The following is a 14,738-nucleotide window of genomic DNA, read 5'->3' on the forward strand; positions in this document are numbered from 1 at the left end:
CATTTTTAACAAAAAATATCTGTTTCGTTTACTTACAATAGTAACATTTAGCTTTGTATTAGTTGCTTGTGGTGGAGATGAAGGCAATACTACAAATGATAGTCAGAGTGATTCAGGATATAGCCAAGCTACATGGCGATTTGTAACAGAAGAGTTAGAGGGACAGGTGCAATACGAATACGCTGAAGAATTCGCAGAGCGTATTAAAGAGAAAACGGATGGTGCCATTACGGTGGAGCCATATGAATATGATGGTGGTTTAGGTAGTGAAAGTGATCAAGTGGAGTTGTTACAAAATGGTGGCGTTCAAATGGCTGTTATGTCACCAGGTTTTACAGGCGGTATGGTGAAAGAAGGCCAGATGTTTGCACTACAATTCTTATTTCCTGATAGTGTAGAAAAAACACAAGAAATTCTAACAAATAGTGAAGCTTTGAATGAAGACCTTCGTAAACGGTATGAAGAATTTAATATCTCTCCACTTGCCTTTTGGACAGAAGGTGCGATGCAATGGACTAGTTCTACTCCCATTGAAGAGCCAGGAGATTTTGAGAACTTTAAAATGCGTACACAAGACTCGCCTTTAATTTTAGAATCTTATAAAGCCTATGGTGCTGATCCAACACCGATGAGCTGGAGTGAATTATACATCGCACTTGATAATGGTACCGTTCAAGGTCAAGAAAATCCAATCTTCTTTATCGGAGATGCTTCGTTTCATGAAGTGCAAGATTATATGACACTTTCAAATCATAACAATTATGTTGCGATGACAACTGTAAATACTGATTGGTATGAAGGATTAGGGCAAGATGAACAACAATTAATTGATGAAACAGTAGAAGAAATGCAATCATGGGTGTTTGAAGAACAAAAACGTGAAAACGATGAATTCTTAGAACAAATTAAAAATGATACAAAACACTCAACAGAAATAATTGAATTAACTGAAGAACAACGTCAAGCATTCAAAGATTTAGCTGTACCTGTACGTGACTTTTATCGTGAAGAAGTTTCAACAGTAAATGGTAAGATCCTTGATAAGTTAGTTAAAGAAATCGAAGAGGCACAAGAATGATAAAAAAAATCGAGCCGATTATGGCTCGATTTTTTGTTTTGTTGTTTTTTGATGTTTTTATCGAACACAGGAGCAAGGAAATAAAGCGTGCGTGTACGAAAAGTAAAATTTATCGCCCATTCAGGCATTGAACTAAAGCATGAATGGACGAACCCTATTTCTATTAAATAATCTCTTTTTCATCAGCAGGTTGACGTTCTCTCCATTCGTGATAGAAGTGTGAGATGATTGTTTTGATCACAGCATACATTGGTATAATAAACAACAAACCAAGGAACCCAGCGATACCGCCAGCAGCTAATATTAAAGTAATTACAGTTAGAGGATGAATCTTTAATACTTTCCCCATTACATTAGGTGAAATGAAATTACTTTCGACTTGTTGCGCAATAATCATTACTACTGCAGCCCAGATACCTAACATTGGCTCTTGGAAAAAACCTACAATAACTGCAGGAATGGCGGATAGAAAAGGACCTACAAATGGAATTAAATTCATTACAACACCGAATAATGCGAGTGTTAACGAATAAGGTAAATCAATAATGATGTATCCGATATATAACATGATCCCAACACACAAACTGACAATAAATTGCCCTTGTATAAAAGAAGCTAACGTATGGTTAATATTACTAGCTAATTTTTTTAAGCTTGCTGATTTACCATCGCTGAGAAACTGTGTAATAAATGGGATGAATTTGTCCCCATCTTTTAACATAAAGAACAAGAAAAATGGGATTAAAAAGAAAGAAAAAACAAAACTAAAAATTTGTCCAATTGCATCTACTAAAGATCCCGTAATATTCTCCACATATGTACTCAAGTTGTTGGTTATATTTTGAATCGTTGATTCTAACTGTTTTGGAAAATAGCTTTGACGATTTTTCCATAAATTGATTAAATCTTCTGCAGCCTCGACCATATTAGGAAGACTCTTTTCTAATTTAATAAATTGCTGTTGTACAATTGGTGCAACAAAATTAATGCCAAAAAAGACTAAACCTAATATTAAAAGAAAGACAATTATAATACCAAGAATACGAGGTACTTTATATTTCTCTAGTAAGTTAACAAGTGGATTAGTTATGTAAAAAATTAATCCTGCTCCAATGATAGGGACTGCTATTGCAGCAAGATAAGCCGCTACAGGAGCAAAAATAAAGTTTGTAATGGAAATTAGATAAATTAATAAAAATATTAAAATTGTTGTAACAAGTATCCGGGTACTCTTCTTTTGTAACAAGCAAGTCAACACCTTTCTTTTTATACTGGTAGTATTAGAATAGCATAATTTATTCGGAATAGCATACTTTTACAAATGCTAATTATATGAATCTAGTTTACCCTATTTAAACAATTAATAGACCATTTTTGTTTTTTAATACCATAATTATGGTATTAAAATAACAATGGTTCATAGTATGTAAGCTTAAAAGGTTCTATATAACGAGGATGTATCCTATACCTTTTGGTTGACAAAAAGTGAGTTCCCTTCTATGATACTTAATAGTGATATAAAGGGGAGTAGCTATTATTATTATGTCGTCATTCCGAGAGAAATCTCCGGCATAATAGGCAACGGGCGTTGTAAGCAAGACCTTTACCAACTGCATGCAGTGGTAGAGGTCTATATTTTTGCCTAAAATCATTGTGTGAAAAGGATAAGCACTAGTCAAGGGGAAAAGGAGAAGCGTGTATGGATGTTCAATTACTAATAGAGTACGGTTGGGTACTTATTGTTCTTGTAGGATTGGAAGGTATATTAGCAGCTGATAATGCATTAGTACTTGCGATCATGGTTAAACATTTACCGGATGAGAAGAGGAAAAAGGCTTTATTTTACGGGCTTGCAGGTGCCTTTGTATTACGTTTTGCTTCACTGTTTGTTATTTCATTTTTAGTAGATGTCTGGCAAGTACAAGCAATAGGGGCTTTATATCTATTGTTTATCTCAGGTAAACATTTATATGATCGTTTTAAGAAAAAGCCAGATCAAAGTGATGAGAATTCAGATGAAGAGAAAACAGGTAGTAGTTTTTGGATGACTGTTTTAAAAGTTGAATTTGCCGATCTAGCATTTGCCGTAGATTCAATATTAGCAGCGGTTGCTTTAGCTGTAGCATTACCAGAAACAAGTCTTCCATCGATCGGTAGTCTCGATGCTGCACAGTTTATGGTTGTATTTGCTGGTGGAATGATTGGAATCATTATTATGCGATTTGCCGCGAACGTGTTTGTGCGTTTACTGCATGAACGTCCCGGTTTAGAAGTGGCCGCTTTTGTTATTGTAGGTTGGGTTGGTATTAAGTTAGTTATCAGTGTACTAGCACATGATGCTATTCATATCTTACCGCATGACTTTGCCCATTCCTTAGCTTGGAAACTCATTTTCTACATTGTACTTGTCGGAATTGCGGTAGTAGGGTGGTTCTCTTCAAGTAAAAAAGAAACCGAATCAGCATAGTGAGGTTTAATATACTCCTTTTAAGGTGAACAGATTAAAAATGAAACACTGTTTATACTTAAAAGGAGTTTTTTTGCGTTAAGAAAGCATTGTGTTTTGTTCGAATCATTAAGAACGGTATAATAACAAATAAGTAAGAAGAAAGGAAGGTTTTATGACTATTCATCAATTCCATTTAAAAGCAAACTGGCCTGGTCGGAGAAATAGTGTTGGGAGCATTCAATCAGGTAATCTCCAAACAAAAATATCAATTCCTACTGAAATGGATGGTCCAGGAATAGGCACTAATCCGGATGAAATGTTACTTGGCGCTGCATCTACTTGTTATATAATTACATTAGCAGCAATGATCGAGCGTGCTGACTTACCTTTGGCTCATATGGAGCTTGAATCAATCGGGGATGTCGATGTAACGAAAGGCGTTTTTACCTATAAAAAAATAACGCATTATCCAATGGTAAGATTAAAATCGGATGCGACTGCAAAACAACTTTCCCAATTACATGATCTAGTACAGAAAGCAGAAAAAACGTGTATGATCTCTAAAGCAATTCAAGGTAATGTCGAGTTGGCGGTGATTTCTGATTTATCAAAAGCGTAATGCTTTTTACTAATAACTACAGGTTAGCTACGGGTAGTTAATTAAAATCAATTTTATTTTAATTGAAAAAACTTGACATCATTTTACCTTTCTTTTAGTATAATACAGTAAAACCATCGGAATTAAATGTATTATACGTTAGTTTTAATTCCGACTAATTTTATCAACATACAAGGAGGATTTACGTGGATACTTTATTTATTGTGTTAAATATCGTGATTATGCTCGCAATTATCGGTTTATTATTTTATATGCAGAAGAAGCATGTATCATTCAGTAAACGTGTTTTTACTGGGTTAGGTCTAGGTATTGTACTTGGTGCTTTTCTGCAAATAGTTTATTCGGCAGATTCTGAGGTTGTTAGTGTGACAACAGATTGGTATAACATTGCAGGTAGAGGGTATGTATCACTTTTAATGATGATCGTTATTCCTCTTGTTATGGTTTCTATTATTCAATCTATCATTAATTTAGAAAAATCAGCAGATTTAGGTAAGATGTCTGCATGGATACTTGTGTTTTTAGTAGGTACGGCAATGATCGCAGCATTGGTAGGTATTACGAGTGCGGCAATTTTTGATCTGAATGCAGATCAAATTGAAATTGGTCAGGCCGAGCAAGATCGAGGGATAGCATTAGAAGAACGATTAGGTGATGTGCAAGATTTATCAACACCTGAAAAGATATTAAGCTTTATTCCATCTAATCCATTTTTAGATATGACGGGACAGCGTGCAACATCAACGATTGCTGTGGTTATTTTCTCCATCTTTATTGGTATTGCTGCATTAGGTGTTCGGCGTAAAAAACCAGAGGAAGCAAAACGGTTTATTAATGGTGTTAACGCTATTTATGCTGTTGTTATGCGAATGGTTACACTCATTTTACGTTTAACACCATATGGTATTTTAGGTTTAATGGCCAATACAGTTGCCCGTACAGATATTGCAGGGATTTTAGAATTAGGTAAGTTTGTTGGTGCATCCTATGTTGCCTTACTCGCTATGTTTGTTATTCATTTACTTTTCATTGCAGGATTTGGTTTGAATCCTTTCACCTATCTTAAAAAAGTATTACCAGTATTAGGTTTCGCTTTTACATCTCGTTCAAGTGCAGGTACGATTCCATTAAATATTCAAGCGCAAAGAAACAGTTTAGGTGTGCATAATGGAATTGCCAATATGTCTGCTTCGTTTGGAGCAACAATTGGTCAAAATGGTTGTGCAGGAATTTATCCAGCGATGCTAGCTGTGATGATTGCTCCTTCACAAGGAATCGATCCATTAGCGCCAGGATTTATTATTCAGCTTGTTTTGATTATTGGTATCAGTTCATTTGGTGTAGCTGGAGTTGGTGGTGGTGCAACCTTCGCTGCTTTAATCGTACTATCATCGATGAACTTACCGGTTGCATTAGCTGGTTTACTTATTTCCGTAGAACCATTAATTGATATGGGGCGTACAGCACTTAACGTTAATGACGCGATGCTTTCAGGGACATTAACATCGAAAGTAATGAAAAAGTTGAATATCAAGCGTTTTAATGATCCAGATGCAATTGAAAAAGATGTAAGCTTATAAAAAGGAAAAAAGAATAAGAAAAGCGTGGATTTATCAAGAAATCCACGCTTTTTACGTTGTTATTTTTTTATTTTGTCCATTGTAATATAGAATGCAGGTAGTAACACTAACGTTAAGATCGTAGAGAACAACAATCCATATACAATAGAAACTGCTAGAGGTCTAAAAAGTACATCTCCTGTGAAAATGATAGGAACAAGCGCTGCAATAGATGTCAAGGTTGTTAAAATAATCGGTCTAACTCTTGCACGGCCTGCTTCTATAATTGCCTGTAGTACGGAATCATAAATATTTCGATTTTGTTCAATAAACTCAATGAGTAAGATTGAATTTCGAACAACAATTCCTGACAAGGAAACAATACCTAATACTGCTAGGAAGCTTAATGGTTCACCAGAAATAAACAGCCCTACAATGGCACCAGTTATCGCAAGAAATACGGTACTTGTAATTAATAAAGGTGTTAATAGCGAATTAAACTGGATAGCAATAGTTAAATAGATAAGAAATAGCACAATAAAGAATAGTTTTGCTACTTCAACGAAAAAGGCTGTTTCTGCAGAAGCAGCACCTTCTTCTATAATTTGATAATCATCTGGTAAGTCTTCAGACAGAGAAGCAATGACTTTGTCTGCTTCTTCCGTAAATGTCTGTTCCTCACCGTCTACTTCATAACCTTCAATCGTAATGGTTCGATTTCCATTATAATGTGGAATTGCTCCGATCTGATTACTTGCTTCTTTTGTTATAAAGGAATCATAAGATAATATTTTTGGTGGTGAAGTATTATCACTACTTGGTACCGCCAAGTTTAGTTCTGTTAGGTCTATCCCTTCTGCATTTCCATCATCTAATGACAATTGGATAGGTAATCGTTCTTCCCCATTGTCAAAGTTACCTAAAGGTATACCAATATTGGCAAGTTGAAGTGTCCCAATAACTTGATTAGGATCTATTCCTTCACTAGCCAAAAATTCACGATCTAATTGATAAGTAATATAATTTTGTTCTTTGCTAGTATTTGATGTCACAATTTTGGCACTATCTAAATCTGCTAATTGCTGTTTTAAATCGTCTGCAATCGAAACAAGTTGCTCCACTTCAGGTCCTTGAACCTTTACTTCTACACTTGGAGAGGGAGGCGGCCCAGATACAATGGTTTCTAAGAAGATTTCCACATTAGGAAAAGCCTCTCGTAATGGTGATTCCCATTCATCAATAAAATTAGATGCACTTGTTGTCTCTCGATCAACCCGTACAACGAGTTGGCCTGTATTTTCACCAGTTCGTGTCATGCTAGAATTGAAAATACCAGGGAGTCCACTTCCTGCATAGGCAACGGTTTCCGTGATCTTATCTGATTGCTCAAGCAAATAGTTTTCCATCTCTTCTAATGTTTGATTGGTATCTTCTATTGTAGTGCCTTGACTTAACCTTGCTGAAATAGTTACCTCCGCTCGATCAGCAGCAGGGAAAAATTCGAATGGAACTTTAAATGCTAATAACACTAATAACAAACAAAGTACAACCCCTAAACTTACTGTTAACCAAGGTTTTTTCAATGTTGTCGGAATAATAGAATCAGCATAAAGCTTTTCGATCTTATCAAACAAGTGACCAAGTACCCCAACCCGTTTTTTCTTCCTTCTCTTATGTTTTTGTTTGTCTGTATTCTTTTGCTTCGTATATTGTACGGTTGGAATAAGTGTTAGAGCTAATACTGTAGATGCAAGAACCGTACAGATAAGTGCTAATGGTAATGCTCGAATAAAATCCCCGTTACTTCCAGAGAGAAAGGTTAAAGGGAAGAAACTGAAAACAATCATTAAAGTAGATGTAATAATAGAAACACCGACTTCACGTACGCCATTAATGGTTCCTTTTAGTGCAGGATCGCCTAATTGGAAACGACGTTGAATGTTATCATTGACCACAATTGCATCGTCAACAAGAATGCCAATAGCTACAATCATACCAATAATCGATATTTGATTTAAGTCTACTCCTGCATATGGTAAAGGAATTAAACCAACAATAATGGAAATTGGTATAGCTAATGCAACTAATATAGCTGAAGAAATAGGTAAACCAAGTAGCATGATAACTAATACAGCAATTAATGAGATAACGAAAGAAGAAATCAGACTAGAATAGACTTCATTAATAACCGTACTTTGTGTATAAAATTGATCTACTGTAATAGCCTCAGGTAATTCAGCAGTTAACGTATCAACTTTATCTGTAATATTCGCCTGGATTTGTTCAATATTAACGCCTTCTTCGGCTTGGACAGTAATAGAGAGTGCATAGTTGTCGTCGTAACGAATAATATCTGAAGCTGGCTTGTTGATTTGTTCTATAGAAGCAACATCATGTAAATAAATCGCTTTGCCTGAAGCTGGACTGTTTGCAAGATAAATATCTTTTAAATCTTCTAGGTTTTCATTTGAATTAATCGTTAATTGGTAAAGTGTGTTGCCTTCTTGTTCAGAACCAAGTGCCTTTGGAGAAGTAGCATTTGTGATTGCTGTTATCACTTGATTCGGTTGAATTTGGTTTTTGCCTAATGCTTCCGGGTCGATTGAAATAGACAATTGTTCATCGGGAAGTCCTTTTATTAAAAGACCTTCCACCCCATTAATAGAGGTGAGTTCTTCTTTCCAATGTTCTAACTGATCACGGAAGCTATACAATGATTGCTGATCTTCTGCTAACAGATGATAGGTAGCGACGTTAGATTTAACTAAATCTGTCGAAACACTGGGCGTTTGTACTTCACTTGGAAATGATTTAGATGTTTCAGAAACGGTTTGTCTTATCGAACTATACACATTATTTGCATCTATACCACTATCTAAAGATAATGTAATAGTAGAAAAACCGGTAGTTGAAGCGGAAGACATTTCTGAGATGCCATCAACATCTTCTAAGGCATCCTCCATTGGATTTGTAACCGTCTGTTCCATTTCTTTAGGTGTTGCTCCAGGATATACTGTAGAGATAGAAGCAATATTTTGATTGATTTCTGGAATATCTCGTTTAGGTAATTGGATATATGTAAAAATCCCAGTGAAAATTAATAGTATAATAAATACCCAAACAATTTTTCGATATCGCAGTAAATGCTTCATGATAAACCCCCTTTATTTTAGTTTGTAAAGTGATATTAGTATACCAGATAATACCCCACTCCATCACTTTTAAAACGCTACTCATACATAAAAAAGTATGAAATAATAAAGAGGAACATGTTAAAAAGGAGGAAGAAATAATTATGTCTCAAACATTAAATATGGAAAAATATGCACGATTAATCTTAGAAACTGGGGTGAACCTTCAGTTGAAACAAGGATTAATTATTAATGCACCGATTGAAGCTGCTCCATTTGTTCGATTACTCGTGAAGAAAGCGTATGATTTAGGAGCTAAGAATGTACATATTGAATGGAATGATGGAGAACTTACTTATTTAAAGATGAAACATGCTCCTATGCATGTATTAGAGACATTTCCAAAGTGGAAAGCAGATGGCTTGCTAGAAATGGTTAGAGATGGATATTCGTTATTAACCATTTATGGCCCAGATCCAGACTTGTTAAATGGAATAGATGCAGAACGAATTACAGCAGTAAATAAAGCAAGTGCTCAAGCATTAACAACCTATCGGGATTATGTCATGAATGATCGTGTCACTTGGTCCGTTGTAGGCTATCCAACCAAAGCCTGGGCAAAGAAGGTTTTTCCGGATCTATCTGTTGTGGAAGCGCAAGAAAAGTTATGGGATCAAATTTTCTCTATTACACGGGTTGATCAAGATGATCCATTACAAGCATGGCAACAGCATAATCAGCTATTAGAGAAGGCTAGAGAGTATTTAAATAAAAAACAATATTGTAAATTAATTTACAAAGCGGAAGGGACAGATTTGATTATTGAGTTACCAGATGGTCACATTTGGCATGGTGGTTCTGGTCGATCAGAGAATGGTATACCATTTAATGCAAATATTCCAACAGAAGAAGTGTTTACTATGCCACATAAATATGGCGTGCATGGAACAGTAAGGAGCACCAAGCCTTTAAGCTATGGTGGGAATATTATTGACGATTTTTCTTTAACCTTTAAAGAGGGTAAAGTGGTTAATTTCACTGCCGGAAAAGGAGAAGAAGCATTAAAACATTTATTAGAAACCGATCAAGGTGGGGCAAAACGATTAGGAGAAGTGGCATTAGTTCCTCATCAGTCGCCCATCTCTCAATCAGGGTTGATTTTTTATAATACTTTATTTGATGAGAATGCATCCTGTCACCTTGCCCTTGGAAAAGCATATCCAAATACCATAAAGAACGGTTCAGCGATGACAGAAGAAGAAATGGACCAGTTTGGTGTGAATAATAGCTTAATCCATGAAGATTTTATGATTGGTTCAGCCCATATGGATATTGACGGGGTAACAAGTGATGGTGAGACCGAGCCAATCTTTCGAAAAGGAAATTGGGCAATTGATTTTAACAACCTAAAGTAGAATAAAATAATACGATTGAATGGAAACAAACTAATGGAATGCACAAGACTTTTATTTTAAGGTCGGTTGCATTCCATTTTTATTACATTTGTTTAACAACTCACTTACAATCCCATTAAATTAGCTTTAATAGAACGAATCTTTTATTATATCGGGTATAGTTTAGAGACTGATAACTACAATAGAAAAGATATAGATGTTTTTTTAGGGGTGAACCATATGAAACGTGAGGCTTTCTTTGATAATGCAAAATTTATTCTAATATTTCTTGTTGTGTTTGGCCATATGATTCAGCCATTTACAGATAATCAAGTAATCGAAGTATTATATTATTTTATTTATATCTTTCATATGCCAGCTTTTATTTTACTTAGTGGTTTTTTTGCAAAAGGGGTTGGAGATTTAGGATATATTTGGAGTTTGTGCAGAAAATTGATTATGCCTTACCTTATCTTTCAACTATTATATTCTGGCTATTATTACATGATTGGAGATACTGGTTGGCAAACAGCATGGTATAAACCTCATTGGGCTCTGTGGTTCTTATTAAGTTTGTTTTGTTGGCATATCTTGTTGATTGTGTTTAAAAAAATACCGTCTATATTCAGTATAATCATTGCTGTTGAGATAGGCATTATTGTTGGGTATATCGATGTCATTGGACATGCACTTAGTCTTTCTAGAACCTTTGTTTTCTTTCCTTTCTTTTTGATCGGCTATTGGTTGTCTAAAGAGCAGTTAATAAAATTATCCCACCCTTTAGTGAAAGGGACTACTTTACTTGTATTTAGTGTAGTAATGATAGCTTTAACTGTAACACCATCTTTTTCTTCGAGTTGGTTATTAGGCTCTTTTTCTTATAGTGAGATGGGACAGCCGATTTGGGGTGGCGTTATTCGATTTGGAGTATATTTATTGGCAATAATAATAACTTGCGGTGTCTTTGCTTGGATTCCGTGGAAAACATATAGCTGGACAAAGTTTGGTAAACAGACGTTATATGTCTATTTATTACATGGGTTGTTTATTCAATTTTTTAGAGAAGCTGGCTGGTTTAAAGTCGGTCGAATGTTAGATGTAGTAGGATTGGCGATGCTATCTATGTTTATTGTATTATTACTTTCTAGTAGAGTAGTGTTTGTTTCGTTTCAACCATTCATTGAAGGAAAAATAACACAGTTAAGACGATGGATAGATAAACGAAAAGAACGGAAGAATAGAGAATTATTGCAGTAGGCAAAAGCTGATGGAAAGAAAATTTTTCATCAGCTTTTATTTTTTTCTATTATCAATGAATGTAATACGCTAAGACACGATCGACCGCAGCGCCATATCCTTCACCAAACAGAATAAGGTGGACGAGTAAATAATAAAGTTGGTAGATTTGTTTTACATCTTCATAATACGGTTCGATTGGAAATACTTCTTGATATGCATCATAGAAGGTTTGTGGAAAGCCACCAAAAAGTTCTGTGAATGCTAGTTCAAATAAGTGATCACCGTAAAAAACAGCAGGGTCAATCAGATAGGGGTTCCCATTAGGGCCAACAAGCCAATTTCCACCCCATAGATCTCCATGTAGAAGGGATGCTTTTGGAGAATGTGGTAACCAATTCGTAAGATTATCAATCAATTTCTCTAATTTTTCTCTCCTGTATTTTGGTAAAAGATTGTGTTTAGTAGCTCTTTCTAACAAAGGGATCAGCCGATATTGTTGAAGATAAGTCACCCAGTTTGATGTGAATTGATTAGGCTGGTCAATTAAACCAATAAAACCATGCTGATCTAAACCGAAATAATTAGACGTATCTTGGTGCATGTTTGCAAGGTGGTAACCTAATGTTGCGGTGGTTTCACTGTTTACATCTCCTTCAATCCAATCCATAATGATGATGGCTTGTTCAGATCCAATTGGTTCGTTGTAATAGTAAACATGCGGTACAGCAATCGTATTCGTTTGCTCAATTAGTGATAACCCTTTCGCCTCGAAATAGAAGAAATGTGAAGGAACACCATCGTTTTGCTTAACAAAATAGTTATGCTGGTTGGTTTGGACATGGTATGCTTGATTAATATCACCACCGGTCACAGGGGTGATGGTTTGAATTAGTGAATCATCACCCATCTGTTTTAGCGCATATTTTAATTGTTGTTTCACACGATCACATCCTTTATAGCTATGATACGTGCTATATGCAAACGAATCAAGCAGACCACTAGATGTTTAAAGTTAGATGTAATGAATAAAGCTAGGGTTTGGATTTTACATTTCTGATCATGTAAAATAATGATGACAGTTTTATTTTTAAAACAGTTATTTTAGCTTTAATAATGAATAAGCTTTGAATGATTATTTTGGTGGTAGTAAACAACAGGAGGGATGAAAATGATTCGTAATGAACAAGTATTGCAAAAAATGTTACAAGAAGTGAAAGAGGCGCTTGAGATAAGTAATCAGTCATTGGAAGTAAAAGCACACGCAAAATCAATTCGTCTATTATGTGATTTATTAATAGATACAGAAGAAGAGCTATCAAATCCTAATGCTGCTTCTTCATCAAAACATCCTACTTCAAATGAGTTGGAATTACAAAAAATGATGGGAGATATGCAGAGTCAAACGATAAATCAACCAAAAAAATTAGAAGAAAAAGAGGCTAATGGGGATTCCATTTTTGATTTCTAATTTCTAGTCGGAAAGGAAGAATAAACAATGAAACTCTTTATGCTATTCGGCGTCATTAATGGCTTTTTAGCAGTTGCTTTAGGGGCCTTTGGTGCCCATGGATTAGAAGGGAAACTTACAGAAAAAGCGCTAAATACTTGGGAAAAGGCAGTTCAATATCAGATGTTCCATACTGGTGCACTCCTAGTTACTGCCCTTCTTTTAGCCAAATACCAACTATCCACAATCTCAATGGCAGGTTGGTTTTTTCTTATAGGTATTATTATATTTTCTGGAAGTCTATATGTTTACGCAACAACATCCCTTAAGGCATTTGCAATGATTACACCAATCGGTGGATTCGCATTTTTAATTGGCTGGGTCTTACTTGGTTATGCAGCAATCAAATTCATGTGATATATAAATAACTAATAAAAATAATAAGAAGAATGGCTCGAATCATCTGATGACCAGCTTGTGTGATATATCCCTTCTTAAGTTCAATATATCCTTCAATAAAGAAGCTGCTTATTACAGCGATACAAGCAAAAAATGAAAAAAACAAGGTTGCAGTCCACATCATCATAAAACCAGCGAAGATAGCGAGAATCAATAAAATCAGTTGTAGTTGAATCAATTTTTCAAATGGTTGTCTCACTGTAGCCCTCCTTTCCAAAAAGAAAAGCCCTTGCCTTTTGAAAGAGCAAGGGATATTCTTTATGCTTATCGCCCTTTATAGGAATGATTAGCTCTTTGAGATCTTGGATAATCGTAATTGATTTCTTCATCAAATGTAATGTAGTCCAAGTAAATCGTTAATAATAGATAGCGTTTATTTGTTTCCGGGTCACTTAAGATAATATGATCTCTTCCGGCCGCTTCAATTATTCCCTTGAATATTTTCGCATTCCATCGATCGTTATTTTCAAAGGTCATATAAATCGTTGCGATTTTCCCTTTGTTCAAACGAAGAATATTTTCAATGTAAGATTCTTCCAAAGGCAACATTCCTGGCAGTTGACTCATACTTGGTTGGTCTTGTGGTGGACTCTGTGTTTGATAGGGTGGATAACCATAAGATGGATAATATACCGGTTGCTGTTGTGTGTAACCTGGCTGATACATCATTCCTGGATAATACGAACCGCCTTGCATTTGCTGTTGATACATACTTTGTTGTTTGTTACGCTGTTTGTTTTCATCACTCATTTACATAACACTCCTCTCTTATACGTTCGGGCACTCAGAAGCTAAAGGTGCAAAAAAACAATGTGATTTATATCTGCCAGAATTCCATTGGCCAAACCATTGTGATGGACAACTTCCTTCTGGTCTAAAAAACCATAATGAACGTGTGGCTGGGTGAAATCGTTCTCCTTTAATGACGCGCCTTGCTAGTTCGCGATCTGCTTCTCTGGCACGCTGATGAAAATATCCCTTTTGTGTAGCTTCAAATCCACCAGGGCTTTGAAAGACCATATTGTTAATGGATCTGATATTTTTAAAGTCTAAACAATCCGCTCGCACACGATTGATTCCGGTATTTCCAACCATTAGCATACCTAGTCGACCATCACCTTCTGCTTCAGCTCGCATTAATCGGGCAAGTAAATCCACATCTTTGCTTGTGTTTTGAACTACAGCCATCGCTTCACCTCGCTTTTGTACCAATCGTCCCACTACATATACCTATGCAGCAGAAAATAAAATGATGAAAGAATTTTTATTTTGTTATTAGATTTGTTCTTGGTATAAATGATGACACACCGTTTTTAACGTATAAAAAAAGATCTCACTATATATAGCGAGATCTTATTCGTGT

14 protein-coding genes are annotated in these 14,738 nt (G+C 35.5%); 8 read left to right on the plus strand and 6 right to left on the minus strand.

Features of this window, described 5'->3' with window-relative positions; genetic code table 11:
- Positions 1–37 precede the first annotated feature (37 nt).
- On the plus strand, positions 38–1,078 hold the full coding sequence (locus BN1058_RS01680) for a DctP family TRAP transporter solute-binding subunit (protein ID WP_369688248.1): 1,041 nt from the start codon (positions 38–40) through the stop codon (positions 1,076–1,078).
- Between the two features lie 163 nt (positions 1,079–1,241).
- Here BN1058_RS01680 and BN1058_RS01685 read toward each other — a convergent pair whose 3' ends face one another.
- Positions 1,242–2,324 (minus strand): AI-2E family transporter, encoded by a 1,083-nt coding sequence (locus BN1058_RS01685; RefSeq protein ID WP_090851953.1) that lies wholly within the window; start codon positions 2,322–2,324, stop codon positions 1,242–1,244.
- 453 nt (positions 2,325–2,777) lie between these two features.
- Between BN1058_RS01685 and BN1058_RS01690 the strand changes: the two genes are divergently transcribed.
- The 3 genes from BN1058_RS01690 to BN1058_RS01700 all read left to right on the plus strand — a co-directional run bounded on the left by BN1058_RS01690 (position 2,778) and on the right by BN1058_RS01700 (position 5,726).
- Positions 2,778–3,545 carry a TerC family protein gene (locus tag BN1058_RS01690; RefSeq protein WP_090851956.1) on the plus strand — a complete coding sequence of 256 codons (768 nt, stop codon included), beginning with the start codon at positions 2,778–2,780 and terminating at the stop codon, positions 3,543–3,545.
- A 154-nt stretch (positions 3,546–3,699) separates the two neighbouring features.
- Positions 3,700–4,146 (plus strand): OsmC family protein, encoded by a 447-nt coding sequence (locus tag BN1058_RS01695; protein ID WP_090851959.1) that lies wholly within the window; start codon positions 3,700–3,702, stop codon positions 4,144–4,146.
- A 185-nt stretch (positions 4,147–4,331) separates the two neighbouring features.
- Entirely contained in the window at positions 4,332–5,726 is a 1,395-nt protein-coding gene (locus tag BN1058_RS01700) for an L-cystine transporter (RefSeq protein ID WP_090851962.1), read from the plus strand.
- A 59-nt stretch (positions 5,727–5,785) separates the two neighbouring features.
- On the opposite strand, the gene BN1058_RS01705 is transcribed toward BN1058_RS01700, so the two are convergent.
- Positions 5,786–8,857 (minus strand): efflux RND transporter permease subunit, encoded by a 3,072-nt coding sequence (locus tag BN1058_RS01705; protein ID WP_090851965.1) that lies wholly within the window; start codon positions 8,855–8,857, stop codon positions 5,786–5,788.
- A 143-nt stretch (positions 8,858–9,000) separates the two neighbouring features.
- On the opposite strand from BN1058_RS01705, the gene BN1058_RS01710 reads away from it, so the two are divergent.
- Both BN1058_RS01710 and BN1058_RS01715 read left to right on the plus strand, forming a co-directional pair.
- On the plus strand, positions 9,001–10,251 hold the full coding sequence (locus BN1058_RS01710; protein ID WP_090851968.1) for an aminopeptidase: 1,251 nt from the start codon (positions 9,001–9,003) through the stop codon (positions 10,249–10,251).
- A 219-nt stretch (positions 10,252–10,470) separates the two neighbouring features.
- Positions 10,471–11,487 carry an acyltransferase family protein gene (locus BN1058_RS01715; protein WP_090851972.1) on the plus strand — a complete coding sequence of 339 codons (1,017 nt, stop codon included), beginning with the start codon at positions 10,471–10,473 and terminating at the stop codon, positions 11,485–11,487.
- A gap of 52 nt (positions 11,488–11,539) precedes the next feature.
- On the opposite strand, the gene BN1058_RS01720 is transcribed toward BN1058_RS01715, so the two are convergent.
- Positions 11,540–12,409 (minus strand): fructosamine kinase family protein, encoded by an 870-nt coding sequence (locus BN1058_RS01720; protein WP_255306946.1) that lies wholly within the window; start codon positions 12,407–12,409, stop codon positions 11,540–11,542.
- Positions 12,410–12,637: 228 nt separating this feature from the next.
- On the opposite strand from BN1058_RS01720, the gene BN1058_RS01725 reads away from it, so the two are divergent.
- Together BN1058_RS01725 and BN1058_RS01730 are read left to right on the plus strand one after the other, a co-directional pair.
- Positions 12,638–12,937, plus strand: a complete 300-nt coding sequence (locus BN1058_RS01725; RefSeq protein WP_090851975.1) for a YwdI family protein — start codon at positions 12,638–12,640, stop codon at positions 12,935–12,937.
- A 27-nt stretch (positions 12,938–12,964) separates the two neighbouring features.
- The gene (locus BN1058_RS01730) at positions 12,965–13,333 is read left to right on the plus strand and encodes a DUF423 domain-containing protein (RefSeq protein ID WP_090851978.1); all 369 of its coding nucleotides are present in this window, start codon (positions 12,965–12,967) and stop codon (positions 13,331–13,333) included.
- On the opposite strand, the gene BN1058_RS01735 is transcribed toward BN1058_RS01730, so the two are convergent.
- The 3 genes from BN1058_RS01735 to BN1058_RS01745 all read right to left on the minus strand — a co-directional run bounded on the left by BN1058_RS01735 (position 13,326) and on the right by BN1058_RS01745 (position 14,563).
- On the minus strand, positions 13,326–13,574 hold the full coding sequence (locus BN1058_RS01735) for a hypothetical protein (RefSeq protein WP_090851981.1): 249 nt from the start codon (positions 13,572–13,574) through the stop codon (positions 13,326–13,328). The two genes, BN1058_RS01730 and BN1058_RS01735, sit on opposite strands and share 8 nt — an antisense overlap.
- A gap of 65 nt (positions 13,575–13,639) precedes the next feature.
- Entirely contained in the window at positions 13,640–14,125 is a 486-nt protein-coding gene (gerQ, locus tag BN1058_RS01740) for a spore coat protein GerQ (protein ID WP_255306947.1), read from the minus strand.
- Between the two features lie 18 nt (positions 14,126–14,143).
- A complete protein-coding gene (locus tag BN1058_RS01745) occupies positions 14,144–14,563 on the minus strand; it encodes a cell wall hydrolase (protein ID WP_090855883.1) in 420 nt (139 codons plus the stop codon).
- Positions 14,564–14,738 lie beyond the last annotated feature (175 nt).

The sequence above is a fragment of the Paraliobacillus sp. PM-2 genome, from assembly GCF_001368815.1.
Classification (GTDB): Bacteria; Bacillota; Bacilli; order Bacillales; family Amphibacillaceae; genus Paraliobacillus.